This window comes from Kitasatospora sp. NPDC029312 (assembly GCF_055569215.1).
The window spans coordinates 1-15,973 of the sequence record NZ_JBVHXY010000016.1 but is presented as its reverse complement, the minus strand read 5'-3'; the positions used below and the strand labels follow the sequence as shown (position 1 = coordinate 15,973).

Annotated in this window: 15 protein-coding genes; 14 read left to right on the top strand and 1 reads right to left on the bottom strand. The window is 74.6% G+C overall.

The genetic code is table 11. The features are described from left to right. The first annotated feature begins 184 nt into the window (after nucleotides 1-184). The 14 genes from ACZ4WV_RS15405 to ACZ4WV_RS15340 all read left to right on the top strand — a co-directional run bounded on the left by ACZ4WV_RS15405 (nucleotide 185) and on the right by ACZ4WV_RS15340 (nucleotide 15,413). Entirely contained in the window at nucleotides 185-1,732 is a 1,548-nt protein-coding gene (locus tag ACZ4WV_RS15405; protein WP_465746737.1) for a phage tail sheath family protein, read from the top strand. A 48-nt stretch (nucleotides 1,733-1,780) separates the two neighbouring features. Then, nucleotides 1,781-2,221, top strand: coding sequence for a phage tail protein (locus ACZ4WV_RS15400; RefSeq protein ID WP_030290301.1), 441 nt, complete (start codon nucleotides 1,781-1,783; stop codon nucleotides 2,219-2,221). Beyond that, nucleotides 2,218-2,703, top strand: coding sequence for a hypothetical protein (locus ACZ4WV_RS15395; RefSeq protein WP_465746735.1), 486 nt, complete (start codon nucleotides 2,218-2,220; stop codon nucleotides 2,701-2,703). The genes ACZ4WV_RS15400 and ACZ4WV_RS15395 overlap by 4 nt, the downstream gene beginning before the upstream one ends. Beyond that, nucleotides 2,700-2,858 (top strand): DUF6760 family protein, encoded by a 159-nt coding sequence (locus tag ACZ4WV_RS15390; protein WP_392877556.1) that lies wholly within the window; start codon nucleotides 2,700-2,702, stop codon nucleotides 2,856-2,858. Before ACZ4WV_RS15395 ends, ACZ4WV_RS15390 begins: the two co-directional genes overlap by 4 nt. A 3,173-nt stretch (nucleotides 2,859-6,031) precedes the next feature. Beyond that, nucleotides 6,032-6,388, top strand: a complete 357-nt coding sequence (locus ACZ4WV_RS15385; RefSeq protein ID WP_465746733.1) for a hypothetical protein — start codon at nucleotides 6,032-6,034, stop codon at nucleotides 6,386-6,388. 105 nt (nucleotides 6,389-6,493) lie between these two features. Then, entirely contained in the window at nucleotides 6,494-6,919 is a 426-nt protein-coding gene (locus ACZ4WV_RS15380; protein WP_465746731.1) for a phage tail protein, read from the top strand. 104 nt (nucleotides 6,920-7,023) lie between these two features. After that, entirely contained in the window at nucleotides 7,024-7,746 is a 723-nt protein-coding gene (locus ACZ4WV_RS15375) for a CIS tube protein (protein WP_465746729.1), read from the top strand. Then, nucleotides 7,743-9,521, top strand: coding sequence for a VgrG-related protein (locus ACZ4WV_RS15370; RefSeq protein WP_465746727.1), 1,779 nt, complete (start codon nucleotides 7,743-7,745; stop codon nucleotides 9,519-9,521). Before ACZ4WV_RS15375 ends, ACZ4WV_RS15370 begins: the two co-directional genes overlap by 4 nt. Nucleotides 9,522-9,585: 64 nt before the next feature. Then, nucleotides 9,586-9,897 carry a PAAR domain-containing protein gene (locus ACZ4WV_RS15365; protein ID WP_465746725.1) on the top strand — a complete coding sequence of 104 codons (312 nt, stop codon included), beginning with the start codon at nucleotides 9,586-9,588 and terminating at the stop codon, nucleotides 9,895-9,897. Beyond that, nucleotides 9,894-10,316 carry a GPW/gp25 family protein gene (locus ACZ4WV_RS15360; protein WP_465746723.1) on the top strand — a complete coding sequence of 141 codons (423 nt, stop codon included), beginning with the start codon at nucleotides 9,894-9,896 and terminating at the stop codon, nucleotides 10,314-10,316. The genes ACZ4WV_RS15365 and ACZ4WV_RS15360 overlap by 4 nt, the downstream gene beginning before the upstream one ends. Further along, entirely contained in the window at nucleotides 10,316-12,280 is a 1,965-nt protein-coding gene (locus tag ACZ4WV_RS15355) for a putative baseplate assembly protein (protein ID WP_465746721.1), read from the top strand. The genes ACZ4WV_RS15360 and ACZ4WV_RS15355 overlap by 1 nt, the downstream gene beginning before the upstream one ends. Further along, on the top strand, nucleotides 12,277-12,840 hold the full coding sequence (locus ACZ4WV_RS15350) for a phage tail protein (protein ID WP_465746719.1): 564 nt from the start codon (nucleotides 12,277-12,279) through the stop codon (nucleotides 12,838-12,840). Before ACZ4WV_RS15355 ends, ACZ4WV_RS15350 begins: the two co-directional genes overlap by 4 nt. Before the next feature lie 654 nt (nucleotides 12,841-13,494). Beyond that, nucleotides 13,495-14,268: a zinc ribbon domain-containing protein gene (locus tag ACZ4WV_RS15345; RefSeq protein ID WP_465746717.1), complete on the top strand. Its 774-nt coding sequence runs from the start codon at nucleotides 13,495-13,497 to the stop codon at nucleotides 14,266-14,268. A 194-nt stretch (nucleotides 14,269-14,462) separates the two neighbouring features. Next, nucleotides 14,463-15,413: a PI-PLC domain-containing protein gene (locus ACZ4WV_RS15340; RefSeq protein WP_465746715.1), complete on the top strand. Its 951-nt coding sequence runs from the start codon at nucleotides 14,463-14,465 to the stop codon at nucleotides 15,411-15,413. Between the two features lie 360 nt (nucleotides 15,414-15,773). Here ACZ4WV_RS15340 and ACZ4WV_RS15335 read toward each other — a convergent pair. Continuing rightward, the coding region (locus ACZ4WV_RS15335; RefSeq protein ID WP_465746713.1) for a hypothetical protein at nucleotides 15,774-15,973 on the bottom strand (200 nt) is incomplete at its 5' end.

The window sequence follows — 15,973 nt, the reverse complement described above, 5'->3', positions numbered from 1 at the left end:
GGGAAGACGTCGCGGCCGCCCGGCACGCCCGGGCGTGCCGGCTGCCGGGACCAGCCAGGCTGCCCGCGGGGGCAGTCGTTCCTGCCCCCGGTCCGGGACCTCGGGACATGTCCCCCGACGGCGCCCGGGCAGCAGACTCGTGGGCGAATGATCGGCGAATGACCGGCCACCCGAAGGAGCGCGAATGCCGTCGTACCTCACCCCGGGCGTGTACGTGGAGGAGGTCCAGTCCGGTGCCCGGCCCATCGAGGGCGTCGGCACGGCCGTCGCCGCCTTCGTCGGCTTCGCCGAGACCGGGCCCTTCCACGAGCCCACGCTGGTGACCAACTGGGACCAGTACGTCCAGCGCTTCGGCGGGTTCACCGAGGGCACCTACCTGGCGCACTCGGTGTACGGCTTCTTCGCCAACGGCGGCGGCTCCGCCTACGTCGTGCGGGTCGGCGATCCGTCCCGCCAGGCCGCCGCCGCCGGCGCCCCCGCCCCCGCCGTCAGCGCGGCCCCGCCCGTGGCGATCTCGGGCTTCCTGTACTCGGCCCTGCCCGGGGCCGGCGGCGAGGTGTCCGTCGAGATCGCCGACGTCGAGGGGGACAACGTCCCCGACGACCGCTTCCGCCTGCTGGTCCGCCGCGGCGCCGACGTCGTGGAGACGTACGACGTCTCGACCCGCAGGAACACCAAGGGCTACGTCGTCACCCAGCTGCGGGAGTCGAAGCTGATCGCGGTCGCCGAACAGCCCGGCACCGCCCCCAGCCGCCCGGAGCGCGCGACCCACGGCCTCGCCGCCGCCCCCGCGCCCGTGCCGGCCACCGCGTCCGGCACCCGGCTCGACCCCGCCGAGTACGTCGGCGACGCCGCGGCCCGGACCGGCTTCTCCGGCCTGGAGGCGATCGACGAGATCACCATGGTCGCGGTGCCCGACCTGATGAGCGCCTACCAGCGCGGCGACCTCGACGACGAGGGCCTGCGGACCGTCCAGCTGGCGGTGATGTCGCACTGCGAGCAGATGGGCGACCGGATCGCCGTGCTCGACCCGCCGCCCGGCCTGAACGCCCAGCGGATGCGCACCTGGCGCAACGAGGAGGCGGGCTTCGACTCCCGCTACGCCGCGCTCTACTACCCGTGGATCAAGGTCTTCGACCCGGCGAGCGGCCGCAACGTGCTGGTCCCGCCGAGCGGTCACGTCGCCGGCGTGTGGGCGCGCAGCGACGCCGAGCGCGGTGTCCACAAGGCGCCGGCCAACGAGGTCATCCGCGGCGCGGTGGACCTGGAACTCCGCCTCAGCAAGGGCGAGCAGGACCTGCTGAACCCGATCGGCGTCAACTGCGTACGGGCGTTCCCCGGACGCGGCATCCGGATCTGGGGCGCGCGCACCCTCTCCTCCGACCCGGCCTGGCGCTACCTGAACGTGCGCCGGCTCTTCAACTACCTGGAGGAGTCCATCCTCCTGGGGACCCAGTGGGTCGTCTTCGAGCCCAACGACGACCGCCTGTGGTCCAGCATCCGCCGGAACATCACCGCGTTCCTCACCGAGGAGTGGCGGCGCGGGGCGCTGTTCGGCCAGACCGCGGCCGAGGCCTTCTACGTCAAGTGCGACCGCGACAACAACCCGCCGGAGTCCATCGACCTCGGCCAGGTGATCTGCGAGATCGGGGTCGCGCCGGTGAAGCCCGCGGAGTTCGTGGTCTTCCGGCTGTCCCAGTTCTCCGACAGCACGAGCCTCGTCAACGAGTGACCGCCGTCAGGTCGGCACACCCATCGCATCGGAAGGTGACAACCAGCCATGGCTGAAGGCGATCCGCTCTCCACACACATATTCGGCGTCCAGCTCGGCGGCTACAACGTCGAGTCCGTCAAGGAGATCAGCAACCTGACGGTCGAACAGGACGTCGTCGAGTACAAGCAGGTGACCCAGGAGGGCAAGCTGATCGTCCGCAAGCAGCCCGGTGCCCGGCTGCCCGGCGAGGTGACGATCACCCGCGGCCTCGACAAGAGCGGCGCGTTCACGGACTGGATCAAGGAAACCCTCAACAACGGGGCCATCAACACCGCGCGGCAGAACCTCACCATCGAGGTCAAGGACACCACCGGTGCCACCCTGCGGCGCATCCAGCTGACCAACGCCTGGGCCAGCCGCTGGGAGGGCCCCACGCTCAGCGCGGGCGAGTCCAGTGCCGCGACGGAGACCGTGACCATCGTGTTCGAGGAGATCAGCGTAGAGTGAGGCGACGGATCGGCCTTGACGAGCTGCTGGAGCGGGCCCCGGCCCCCCAGGACACCGCGCCGCAGCAGCCGGCCCCGGGGCAGACGGGCCCGTCCGGGCCCCGGGGGCGGGCCCCGCACACCGAGTTCGAGTTCGAGCTGCCGCTCGGCTACGTCGACGACGAGGGCACCGTGCACCGGCACGGCGCGATGCGCCTGGCCACCGCCCGCGACGAGCTGATGCCGCAGATCGACCTGCGGGTCAAGGAGAACCCCGCCTACCTGAGCGTGGTGCTGCTCAGCCACGTCATCACCAGGCTGGGCGACATCACCGACGTGCACGCCGGGGTGGTGGAGCGGATGTACGCGACCGACGTGGCGTTCCTCCAGGACCTCTACCAGCGCATCAACAGCGAGGGCCACACGCGCGCCGCCGTGACCTGCCCGCACTGTGACGGCGCCTTCGAGGTCGACCTCGCCGGTGGGCGCCTGGGGGAATCGTGACGTACGCGCCTGCTCGGCTGTACGAGGAGATCGCGTACGTCGCGTACCACTTCCACTGGCAGCGGGAGGACATCCTCGACCTCACCCACCGCGAACGCGGGCAGTGGGTGCGCGAGATCGCGCGGCTCAACACCCGCATCAGCGAAGGCGGGTGAGCCGGGTGGGGCTTCGGGACTGGATCGGCCGCCGCAGGGGCGGCGAGGGCGCCGGCGCGGACGGGGTGTCCGGCGGCGCGTCGGTCGGTGCTTCGGACGGTGCGCCCGCCGGCGTCTCCGGCGGTGCGTCCGCCGGTGCCGGTGGCACGGGCGGGGCCGCTCCGCGGCGCCCGGCGGGGGACGGGGGCTGGCGCGCGGTGCGCCCGCTGGTCCCGACCCTGGCCGGGGCCGCGCACGGCGTCAGCGACGGCCTGGCGTTCCGCTCCCGGCTCGCCTCCTGGCAGGACCCCTCGCTCTGTGGCCCGCTCGGCCACGCCGTGCTCCCGACCGCCCCGGCGGGCATCCTGCGGGCGGTCGCCCGGCCCGGCTCTCCTGCCCCCGTGCTGACCGGCGGGGACGACCTCGTGGTGCCGGCCGTCCCGACCGCCCCCGGGGCGGAACAGCCGCCGGAGGCGGGGCAGTCGGGCGGACCGGGGCCGCGACAGGCCCGACCGGTCCAGCGGTCCGTACGGTTGCGGCGGCTCCCGGTGCGGTCCGGTCCGCGCGCGGCGGTCGCCGCGCGCCCGGGCGGGGCCGACCGGCGGGACGTGCGGGAGAGCGCCGACGGAGGTGCGGCGACCTCCGCTGCCCCGGGGCCGGACGGGCGGACGCCTGCCGTGTCCGCGTCTCGGACTGCCAGGGCCGCTGCTTCCAGGCCTGATGCTCCCAAACCTGGTGTCGGCAAGCCTGATGTGGGCAAGCCCGGTGCTGCCGAGCCCGCTGGGGCGAGGTCCCGTGCGGTGCCGGAGCGAGCGACGGAGAGCGCCGCGCCGGCGTCCGATGCGGCCACCGCCTCCCCGCGCAGCAGCGCGGCGGCGGGGCGGTCAGCCGGTGCGGTGCGGCCGCGTTCCGTCGGCGCACCACTGACCGTGGCACGCCGGCCCCGGGCACTGCCCGTGCGCCCGGTGACGGCAGTCCCCGGGCCGACCGTCGCACCGGAAACCGCCGCCGAGCCGTCGAACCACGCTGCGGACGCGCCGCGGCAGCCCGCGCCGTCGGCAGCGGAAGCCGCCGGCGGCACGCACCCGTCCGCGCGCGCCGAGTCCGGCGTAAGGACGCCGTCGGGTACGGCCGGCACCGCCGCGTCCCCGCGCAGCGGGCACGGCGAACCCGTGGTCCAGCGCGCCGCCGCGGCGGGCACCGACACGTCCGCCCGCCCGGTCCTCGGCGCGCCCCTGACCGCGCTGCCTGCGAGCGCCTCACCCCTGGCGTCCACCGGCCCCCGGCCGGCTGCTGCCGCTTCGGGTGCGCCGCTCATGCCCGTGGTGTCCGCCGACGCCGGGTCCGCCGACGCGGGATCCGCCGGGCCGCGATCCGTCGCTCCGGAGGCCAGTGGGGTCGACAGCGCCGTCCGGCCGTCCGGCAGCGGCGGCCGTGGCGCCACCGCTCCGGCTCGCCGTACCCGTACGGCCCCTGAACGGGGCGGCCAGGCACCTGCCGGTACGGAGCGGGCGTCCGCTGAGGGTGTGTCGGTCCAGCGCGCACCATCCGGGGCGGCCGCCGCGCCCACGCCGTCCTCAGCCTCCGCGCCCTCCATACCGGACACACACCCCGCGCAAACCCCCGGCCGCGCCGTGCCCGTTCAGCCCGACCCGGCCCCGGCCCGCACACGTGCGGGCCTGGGCGCGCCGCTCGACGCACTGCCGCCGACAGCGGCGGTGGCCGGGGGCACCGCGCCTCTGCTCGGCGGAGGCCGACCGGTCCGGCGGACCACGGCCCCGGCGGCAGCCGCAGGCGCTCCCGCTGCCGCCGCTCCCGCGCCCGCTGCTGCCTCCCCGGTCGCCGGTGGGGGGCTGCCCGTGCAGCGCGCCGGCCGTCGCCCCGGCGACGGCGCGGCGGACCCGACCGCCGTCTCGGTGCCCGCCGCACCGCCGGCCGCCAGTGGCGGCCGATCGGCGGCTCCGGCAGCTTCGACCACCCCGACCACCGCGAACGCCGCCAGCCGACTCGCGCACCCGACCGGGGAGCGCGGCAACAGCGGACCGGCGGCCGAACGCGCGGCCGTCACGAACCCCCCGCCGGGGACGACGGCCGCCCCCGCCGCGACCACGCCCGGCGGCAGCCCGCAGCGGCGCCCTCGGATCGGGGCACAGCCGGCCGTCCCCGTGACTCCGTCCCACCACCCAGGGGCTCCGGGCCCGGTCGCCACTCCGCGGGGAACCGGCGGCGGCCCGGCGGTTCCCGCGACGGTTCCACCGACTCTCCCGCTGACGGTCTCCGCCCGCCCGGCGTCCGGTGGCCTGGGCGTGCAGCGCGCCGTACAACTCACCGGCCGCAGGCGCGGATTGCTCGGCGACCGCCGGATGTCGGTCGCCCTCGCCGCCTCGTCGGCGCCGCCCGCCATCGGCGTCGGCGCGTCCGGTGGCGCGAGCGCGGCGCCCGCCCGGCCCGTGGTCCCGGCCGTCTGGCCGAACGCGCTCGCCTCCCGTACGGGCGGCGAACCGGCAGCCGAGCCCGCCGCCGCACCGGGCGCCCCGCAGCGCTCGCGTCCGCGTCCGCAGGCGGGGCGCTCACCGGGCGCCGGGGACGGCGGTACTTTCTCCAGCGGGCCGGGCCCGTCGGGGTCTTCGACGCGGCCGCGCACCCCGGGGGCGGCCGTGCCGTCGGGCCGCCCCACCGGTGCGGAGACGTCGCGTGGGGTCGTGGGCGCCGTGCAGCGCGCGTTCTCCCGGCGTACCCCGGAACGGGCGGGCGGCCGGCAGGCAGCCGGTCACGCGTCTGCCCAGGGAGGCCCGGCGACCCCCGGCGCCGCCTCAGACGCAGCCGCACCCGCGGACCCACCGCGTGCACTGCGCGGTCGCCCCCGCGGGTCGGCCCCGAAGGCGAGCGCCCTGACGCTGCCGCAGCTCCGTCCGGCGTCGCAAGGTGTTGCGGCGCCGATGTCCGCAGGACGCCCGAGCGCCGCTGCCGCCACTTCACCGTCCGTTTCGCCGTCCGCCTCGGTGCCCACCGGGCGCCCGCCGGTCGTCCGGCTCAGGCCCGTGGGTGCCCCGGCGATCCAGCGCCTCCCGGCGACGTCCCGGCTGCCACAGCCGTCCCCACAGCCGTCCCCGGCGCAGCCGCCCACCGTCGTGGCCCCGGCGGGTACCGGTCGGGCACCGGCGCCGCAACCCCTCACCGCCCCCGCACCCGTCGTGTCACGGGCCCTGCCGGTCGGGCCTGCCGCCGTCAAGGCCTCGCCCGCGACCCCTTCGCCCGCCACGGCGCGGCTGTTGCAGCGGGTGGCCGAGCAGACGGGCCTGACCGGGATTCCGCTGACCGCCGTGCCGGCGCGCACCCCCACCACGGTGCAACTCGCCCCGCCGCCGCAGCCCGCCGCGCCGTCCTCAGCCGCCGCGGCTCCCGGGAAGGCCCCCGGCGGCCCGCCCGCCGATCCCGCCGACCTCGACGAACTGGCCCGCCGACTGGTCGAACCGGTCGGCCGGCTGCTGCGCACCGAACTGCGCAGGGGCCGGGAGCGCAGCGGCAAACCGTACGACATGCGCCGCTGAGCGAGGACCGGAACGCGCACCACGGCGTGGACGGGAAGAACGTGAACCAGACGGACGGCCGACACCGGGCCGCAGTGACGTGACCGGAAGCAGGAAGCGGGACCGATGACCGACAACATCTTCGCGAGCAGCGTGTTCTTCAGCCTGACCATCGGCGGGAACGACCTGGGCGAGTTCACCACCTGCTCCGGTCTCGGCGCCCAGGTCGAGATCGAGCAGTACGCGGAGGGCGGCAACAACGGCTTCTCCTGGCAGCTGCCGGGCCGCATCACCTGGACGAACATCACGCTGACCCGCGCTGTCACCTCGGACAGCGCCAAGATCACGCGCTGGCTGTCCGAGATCGTCCGGAAGGTGGAGCCGAAGGACGGGGAAATCGTGGCGCTGCGGCCCGACTTGAGCCGGATCGTCGGCTGGCAGGTGCTCGGGATCGTCCCGGTCCGCTGGGAGGGGCCGTCCTTCGATCCCGCCAGCTCCCAGGTGGCGGTGGAGACCCTGGAGATCGCCCACGCGGGCCTCCGCGCGGCCTGACCCCCGGCCCTTCGTCCCCAAGGGAGCCCATCCCGCACCGAACCGGTCCCGCACCGAGCCCGCCCGTCCCCACCGGCCGCCCCACCCACGCAAGGAGCACCAGGATGTCCGCAGCGGTCCCCGCGAGCGTCACCCGGGCCCAACTGACCATCATGGAGCCCCCGTCGACGGTCGGCGCCCAGCCCGGTGGAGTGCTCGCCCAGCTCCGCCTCCAGTTCAACCCGGCGAGCCTGGTGCTGCGCAAGACCACCGAGTGGCGACGCACGCCGTCCCGGATGGCGGGCGAGTCCGCGTTGCCCGAGTTCGTCGGCAGCGGCCCGCGCTCGCTCTCCCTCGACGTGTTCCTGGACTCGACCGCGACCCACGACAACTCGGTGGAGCGGGCGGTGGAGCAGCTGATGACGGCCTGCGTGCCCACCCCGAACAGCCTCGCGCGCAAGACGCCGGCCAGCCCGTGGATCCGGCTGGACTGGGGAACCCTGAAGACGACCTCGTTCAACGGGGTGCTGACCGGCCTGTCGGTCACGTACTCGCTCTTCGACGTGGACGGCAAGCCGCTGCGGGCGGTCTGCTCGCTCTCCATCGACGAGGCCAGCGTCGACCCGGCCGGCCAGAACCCGACCTCCGGCTCCCCGGAGGCCCGCAGCACCCACCGGGTGATCGCCGGCGACAGCCTGCCGCTGCTCGCCTGGCGCGCCTACGGGGACGCCACGGCCTGGCGCACCATCGCGGAGGCCAACGACATCGACGACCCGCTGACGCTGGTTCCCGGCGCCGAGCTGATCGTGCCGAGCATCGACGAACTCACCCTGGGCGGCCGCCGATGACCACGCCCGAGGCCCGGGGCGGCCGGTCGTTCGCCGCCGATCCCGTCGTCGAGGCGCCGGGCCCGCTGCCGCCGATCTGGGTGACCCAGCTGGTCTCCTGCGACATCGAGGAGAGCGTCGGCCTGCCCGACACGGCGGTGCTGTCCTTCCGGGACGCGGACCACACCTTCCTCTCCGCGACCGGCATCACCATCGGCACCCGGCTGACGGTCTCCGTGGTCACCGTGCAGGGGAACACCCGGGTGCGGCTGTTCACCGGCGAGGTGACGGCGCTGGAGCTGGAGGTGGACACCACCGGCTCGTACACCGTGGTGCGGGCCTCGGCGGTCACCCACCGTCTGATGCGCGGGCGCCGGGTGAAGGCCTTCCGCAACATGACGACCGCCGACATCGTCCGCCAGGTCGCCGCGGGCGCGGGCCTGTCCTGCGGCCGGGTCGACTCCTTCCCGGTCGTGCACCAGCAGTTGTCCCAGGCGAACGTCCCGGACTGGGACTTCCTCCAGTTCCTGGCGCAGGAGAGCGGCGCCCAGGTGCGGGTGGACGACGACGGGCGGCTGGAGTTCGTCCGGCCCGAGCCCGCCTCCGGCGCACCGGCCCCCTCCACGCCCGCGCCGCAGAGCCCGCTGGTGCTGGAGTACGGCCGCAACCTGCTGGAACTGCGCGGGGTGCTGACCGGCGCCGGCGGCGCGGACACGGTCGAAGCGCGCGGGTGGAACGTGACCACCAAGAGCGCCCTGGTCGCCACCGAGCCGTCGGTGACCTCGTCGACCGTGCAGCCGGGGATGAGCCCCTCGACGGTGGCCTCCGCCTTCCCCGGCCGGGCCCGGCTGACCGTCGCCGACACCCCGTACCGCACCCAGGCGGAGACGACCGCCGCCGCGCGGTCGCTGGCCGCCTCGGTGGCCGCCGGCTTCGGCGAACTGGAAGCGGTCGCCGAGGGCAACCCGCGGCTGCGGGCGGGCACCGCCGTCGCCCTGGGGAACGTCGGCGCCGCCTTCTCCGGCCGCTACACCGCCACCGCGGTCCGCCACCTGCTCGAACCGTTCCGCGGCTACCGCACCACCGTGGTGGTCAGCGCCGCCCCCGACCGCTCGCTGGCCGGCCTGGTCAGCGGCGGTAGCGCCCCGCCGCGCGGGCCGCGGATGCCGGGCCTGGCCGTCGCCGTGGTCACCGACGTGCGGGAGCCGGGCGGCGGGCAGCGCGGCTGGGTGAAGCTGAAGTTCCCCTGGCTGGACGACACGTACGTCTCCGACTGGGTGCGCACCGTCCAGTGGGGCGGCAACGGGGGCGGCGGCGTGGTCAGCCCCGAGGTCAACGACGAGGTGCTGGTCGGCTTCGAGCAGGGCGACCTGGACAGCCCCTACGTGCTGGGCGGCCTCTACAACGGCGTGGACCGCCCCTCCCCGCACGACGTGCCGCTGGTCGACGCGGCCTCCGGCAAGGTCAACCGCCGTTCGGTGGTCTCCCGTTCGGGCCACCGCATGGAGCTGCTGGACGTGCCGGGCGGCAAGTCCGGCGTCCGGCTGGCCAGCGGGGACGGGAAGTTGGAGGTCAAGCTCGACCAGCAGCGCGGCGAGATCGTCCTGACCGTCCACGGCCTGGGCGGTGCGGCCGCGAGCACGGTGCGCCTGTCCTCCACCGGCATCACCCTGGACGCGGGCACCGGCGAGGTGAACGTGCGCGGCGGATCTGTGACCGTCCGGGGCACGACGGCGGTCACCGTGGACGGCGGAGCCGAGGCGGTGCTCAAGGGAGCGTTCGTGCACATCAACTGACGATCCGTCGAGTCGCTCGACCGACTCAGCAGCAGACACCAGACCATCGAAATGGAGACCGCACATGCCCCCCGCAGCCCGGACCGGCGACATGACCGATCACGGCGGCGCCCTGACCACCCCGCCGCCGGGCGCCGTCAGGGTGGCGACCGTCCTGATCGGCGGCCGCCCCGCCGCGGTGGTCGGCAGCGTGCACGCCTGCGTCCCGCACGTGGAGCTGGGCCCCGCCAACCTGGTCGAGCCCTCGCTCGGCACGGCGACCAGGGGAGTGGTCCTGATCGGCGGCCTGCCCGCGGCCCGCATGGGGGACAAGACGACCTGTGGCGCCACCATCGTCGCCGGCGCGTTCAACGTGCTGATCGGAGGTGCGGTATGACCGGGAACTTCATCGGTCGCGGCTGGGCGTTCCCGCTGCGGGTGAACGCCACCGGCGGCATCGGCATGGTGGACCGGGACCGGGAGCTGGCGGAGGCCATCCGGCTGATCCTCGGCACCGCCCCCGGCGAGCGGCCGATGCGCCCGGAGTTCGGCTGCGGTATCCACGACTACGTCTTCGCCCCCGGCGACAGCACCACCGCGGGGCGGATCGCGCGCGAGGTGCGGATCGCGCTGGAACGCTGGGAGCCGCGGATCGAGGTCGACGACGTGGTGATCGCCTACGACAGCGTCGACGAAGGCACGCTCTACATCGACGTCCACTACACCGTGCGCGCCACCAACGACCGCCGCAACCTGGTCTTCCCCTTCTACACCATCCCGGAGTCCCCGGCCGCGCTGGACGGGAGGGCGAGCTGATGGCACTGCCCTCCCCGAACCTGGACGACCGCCGGTTCCAGCAACTCGTCGACGAGGCCAAGCGGTACGTCCAGCAACGCGCGCCCGAGTGGACCGACCACAACGTCTCCGACCCCGGCGTCACCCTCATCGAGACCTTCGCCTACCTGGTCGACCAACTGCTCTACCGGCTCAACCGAGTCCCGGAGAAGAACTACGCGGCCTTCCTCGACCTGCTGGGCGTCCGGCTCTTCCCGCCCGCCGCGGCCCGGGCCGAGGTCGACTTCTGGCTCTCGGCCCCGCAGCCCGAGACGGTCCTGCTCCGGGCCGGCACCGAGGTCTCCACGCTGCGGACCGAGACCGACGAGGCGGTGGTCTTCGCCACCGTCGAGGACCTCCCGATCGTCCCCAGCTCGCTGGAACGGCTGGTCACCGTCTCCGCCTCCGGCGAGCAGTCCGACCGAACGGCCCGGCTGGCCGACGGCGCCGACGTGCCGTGCTTCCAGCCGCGCCCGGTGGCCGGGGACGCCATGCTCTTCGCCCTGCCGGCCGTCACCCCCCGCTGCATTCTGGTCGTCCGGCTGGACAGCCGGGTGGAGGGCGTCGGTGTCGACCCCCGCCAGCCGCCACTGGCCTGGGAGGTGTGGGACGGCGCGCGCTGGATCACCTGCGAAACCGGCAGCGACACCACCGGCGGCCTCAACCGGCCCGGCGAGGTCGTGGTGTTCGTGCCCGCCGGGCACACCGCCTCGGTGGTCGCCGGCCGCCGGGCCGGCTGGCTGCGCTGCCGGGTCACCGAGCCGCAGCCGGGCCAGCCCTTCTACTCCGAGTCCCCGACCATCCGCCGGGCCGAGGTGTTCACGGCCGGCGGCACCGCGACCGTCGTCCACGCGCAGACCGTCACCGACGCGCCGCTCGGCTCCTCGGAGGGCGTCGCGGGCCAGAGCTTCCGGCTCGCCCGCCCGCCGGTCCTGCTCGACGGCGGCTCCCCGGTGGTCGAGGTCGCGGCCGGCGAGGGCTGGGAACGGTGGACGGTCGTCGAGCACTTCGGCGACTCCGCACCGAGCGACCGGCACGTGGTGCTGGACGCGACCAACGGCGAGTTCCTCTTCCCGCCCGCCGTGCGCGAACCCGACGGCAGCCTGCGGGCCTTCGGCGCGGTGCCGCCCAAGGGCGCCCAGCTGCGCGTGCCGCTCTACCGCACCGGCGGCGGGATCGCGGGCAACGTCGCCCGGGGCACGATCACCGTGCTGCGCAGCTCCGTCCCGTACGTCGCCCGGGTGGACAACCGCGAGGCGGCCCGGGGCGGGGTCGACGGCGAGACCGTGGAGAACGCCAAGCTGCGCGCCCCGCACCAGCTGCGGCTGCAGGAACGCGCCGTCACCGCCGGGGACTTCGAACTGATCGCCCGGCAGGCCGCGCCGTCCGCGGCCCGGATCAACTGCGTGCCGCAGACCGGCGGAGAGGCCGGAGCGGTACGGGTGCTCGTCGTCCCCGACGCGGTCGCCGACGACGGCGACCGGCTGCGGTTCGAGCAACTCATCCCCGACGAAGACGTGTTGGCCACCGTCGCGACCGCCCTCGACGAGCGGCGGCTGATCGGCACCCGGATCCTCGTCCAGCCCCCCGCCTACCAGGGCGTCACCGTGGTGGCCCGGCTCACCACCCGCGCCGCCGATCCCGACCGGGTCCGCGAGACGGTGCTCGCCGAGCTGTACCGGTACCTCAACCCGCTGCGCGGCGGCGCCGACGGCCGGGGCTGGCCGTTCGGCCGGGCCGTGCAGTACGGGGAGGTGTTCGCCGTGCTCCAGCGGGTCGCCGCCGTCGCGGGCGTCGAGGAGCTGCGGCTGTTCCCGGCGGACCCGATCACCGGGCGCCGGGGCGCGCCCGCCGAGCGGGTCGACGTCCCGTCGGACGCCCTGGTCTTCTCCCACCAGCACCAGGTCGTGGTCACCGCGGCCGAGGGCCGGGAGGCGGGCGCATGAGTCGCGCAGCCGTCCCGGGCCTGCCGAGTCCGCACCCGATCGGCGAACTGCTCCCGGCGCTCTACGCCGACGACGACTTCGCCCAGCGGTTCACGGCCGGCCTGGACACCGTCCTCGCCCCGGTCTTCGCCACCCTGGACAGCCTGCCCGCCTACTTCCGGCCCCGCCTCGCTCCCGCCGACTTCCTCGACTGGCTGGCGTCCTGGGTCGCGGTGGACGTCGACCCGGCCTGGCCGGAGGAGGTGCGGCGCACGGTCGTCGGCCGCGCGGTGGAGCTGCACCGGTGGCGCGGCACCCGGCGTGGACTCACCGAGCGCCTGCGGCTGGTGCTGGACGCCGGCGCCGAGATCAGCGACGGCGGCGGCGTCTCCTGGTCCACCGCCCCCGGCGCCGCCCCGCTGCCCGCGTCGAGCGGCGAGGTGCTGATCCGGGTCTGGCCGCTGCACGGCCGGGAGCTGGACGAGGACCAGGTGCTGTCCGTCGTCAGGGCGGGCTGCCCGGTCCACCTGACCTGCCGGGTGGAGATCCTGCCCGGTCCACCCGGGCGAGCGGAGGACTGACGGATGCGGGTGTGCCCCGACTGCGGAACGGCCAACGGGGAGGACGACGACTTCTGCGGCAACTGCGGCGCGTACCTGGGGTGGTCGCGCGGCTCTGCCGCGTCGTCGGGCGCTGCGGTGACGCTGGCTCCGGCTCCGTCCCCATCGCCGCCTCCGTCTCCGGCTCCGTCTCCGGCCTCGGCTCCGTCTCCGTCGGCTCCGACGCCGACGCCGACGCCGACGCCGGCACCGGCTGTCGCGCCCGCGCCCGGACCGGACGCGCCGTCCGCGCCCGCCGTGCCCCCTGCGCACGACGCGGCGCGCACCGGCTCCAGCTGGCGGACCGTGTCGCGACGGGTGACGCGAGCTGCCAGGCGGGAGCAGCCACCCGTCCCGGACGACGCGCCCTCGACCACGCCCGCTCAGGAGCCGCCGACCCCGCCGACCCCGCCGACCACCGAGCCCCCGGGGTCGGCCTCCGACCGGGTGCGGCCGGCCCGGGCTCCCGAACCGACCGCCCCTCCCGAACCGACCGCTGCTCCCGAGCCGACCGCGGCGCCCACACCGACCGCGGCGCCCGGACCGGGTCCCGTCCCGGCGTCCGTACCGACCCCGCCCCGGCCCCCGGCGCCGCTCCCGCACCCACCCGCCGTCCCCGAGCCGCGGACCGATCCCGTGGCCGTGCAGCCGGCCAAGCCCGTCGGCCCGCGCCCCGTCGTCCGGGCATCCGCGGCCGAGGAGGCCCAGGAGGGGCCGCCCTGCCCCCGGTGCGGCACGCCCAACCTGCCCGGCCGGCGGTTCTGCCGTCGGTGCGCCGCCCCGCTGACCCCCAGCGCACCGGCGCCGAAACTGCCGTGGTGGCGCACCCGTTGGCCCTTCCGGCGCCGGGTGCGGATCGGCGGCTCCGGGAACGCGCTGCGCCGCACCATCGCGCTGCTCGTCCTGATCGCTCTGGTGGTCGCCGGGATCCTGCTCTACCCGGCCGGCAAGAACGCCTACCAGGACGTGCTGGACAAGCTCCGCAGCACCGCGCCGATCACCCCCGCCCTGACCACGGCGAGCGCCGAGGTCGAAGGCCATCCGGCGGCCGCGGCCGACGACGGCCTCAGCAACACCTACTGGGGGGCACCCGCGATCGGCGACTCGGTCACCTTCGGTTTCCGCACGCCGTTCCGGCTGGTGGACCTGATCATCCACACCGGCGACTCCGTCGACCCGCAGCACTTCCAGCAGCAGGGCCGCCCCCTCGTCCTGTCCCTGGAGGTCACGTCCTCGGACGGGGCACTGCACCGGCAGCAGGTCACGCTCAACGACCAGCCGGGCCCGCAGACCGTGGCGACCGGGATCAGCGACGTCGTCCAGGTGAAGCTGACCGTCCGCGAGGCGGCGGGGACGGGCCCCGGCCGTGCGATCGCCCTGGCCGAGGTGGAGTTCTTCAAACGCACCTGACGGGAGCTCACCATGACGGATGAGCGGGCGAGGTGGATCGATTCCGGACAATCGCGCCCGTTCACCGCTCATTCATCGTTCGACGACGTACCGTTGGTGAGGTGAGCATGTCCACTTCAGGACTCCGAGAAGAAGGAGCACCTTTCTTGACCCCTCACCTCAGGCGCGGCGCGAGCCGGCGGACGCTTTCGGCGATGACGGCGATGACGGCGACTCTGTGCGGGGCCGTCGGGGCCACCGCCCTCGCCGCCACTCCGGCAGCGGCCGCCGACCAGCGCCACGCGATCTACGCCATCGCGCACCGGGTCGACACCGTGAACGGCGTGGACGCCGCACTCAAGCACGGTGCCAACGGCATCGAGATCGACGTCTGCAGCTGGTGGAACCCGAACGAATGGCGCGCCTACCACGACTGTTCCTCGGCCGGAGACAACCGGCTCGGCCCCAGCTTCGACAGCATGATCGACCGCATCGTCTCCAACGCCAACGCGGGCCGCCGTCTGTCGCTGGTCTGGCTGGACATCAAGGACCCGAACTACTGCGGCGAACAGGAGAACCGCGGTTGCAGCGTCGCCGGGCTCCGGGACAAGGCCCAGCGGCTGACGGCCGCCGGGATCCAGGTGCTCTACGGCTTCTACGAGTACCACGGCGGCAACACCCCGGACGTCGGCGGCCGGGGCTGGAAGAGCCTGGAAGGCAAGCTCGGCCCGCTGGAGGGCATGACGACCACCGGTACCCGCGACCAGGCCGAGAACGCGTTCAACCGGTCCGGCTCCGGGATCCCCAACGGTCACCGGGCGATGGACTACGGCGACACCGACATCACCAAGGGCTTCGGGAACTGCACCGAGGCCGGCTACAACACGTGTGCGGAACTGAAGAAGGGCGCCGCCGACCGCGCCGCCGGCAAGCTCGCGGCCACACTGTCCTGGACGGCCACCTACAACGACCCGTGGTACGTCGACAAGCTGCTGGGCGACGCCCGGGTGGACGGCATCATCGCCGGCTACGGCGCCTTCACCGGCGTCCGCGAGTACGACGACAGCTGGCAGTGCGCCAACGCCGTCAACCTGGTCCGTGACTGGGTGAGCCGGCACGGCTCCACCCACCGCATGGCCACCAGCGGTGACCGCCTGTTCCGCTGACGGGAGACCCCGGGCCGGGGCCCTGGCGGCACCTCCGCCGGGGCTCCGGCCCGTCCGTTCTCCTCGGTACGCCGAACGAATCCGGTGGGCGGCATCGAGGGCGTTTGTCCTCGGGCGTGGAGGAGGAGTACTGTTCCTCAGTCGCTCGGCAGGGAGCACCGGACACGCATCTGCACACGCAGGCTGCGCGGACGGTCCCGGGGCGGCCAATCCACAGGAACAGCACTTCCGGTTCGTGCCGGTCGTTTCGCTTTGCGCGGTGCGGCTCGGCGCTTATTCGGCGTGCTCGTTTTATCGGATTGCGGCCGATTGGCTTTTCGGAGCGGGGATCGGCTAGAGTTTGAAACGTCGGACGGGGCGTCAAACCCCGGAAGTCGCCAGCGAGTTGGATGAACGAAGCGCCGGAAACGGAGCGGAAAACATCTGATAAGCTGGGAACACGAAAGAACGAAGCGCCCGGAGGGTCCGCTGGAAGGCGGCCTGAAGGAAGTGTCCGTTCCTTGAGAACTCAACAGCGTGCCAAAAGTCAACGCCAGATATGTTGACATCCCCGGCCTCGG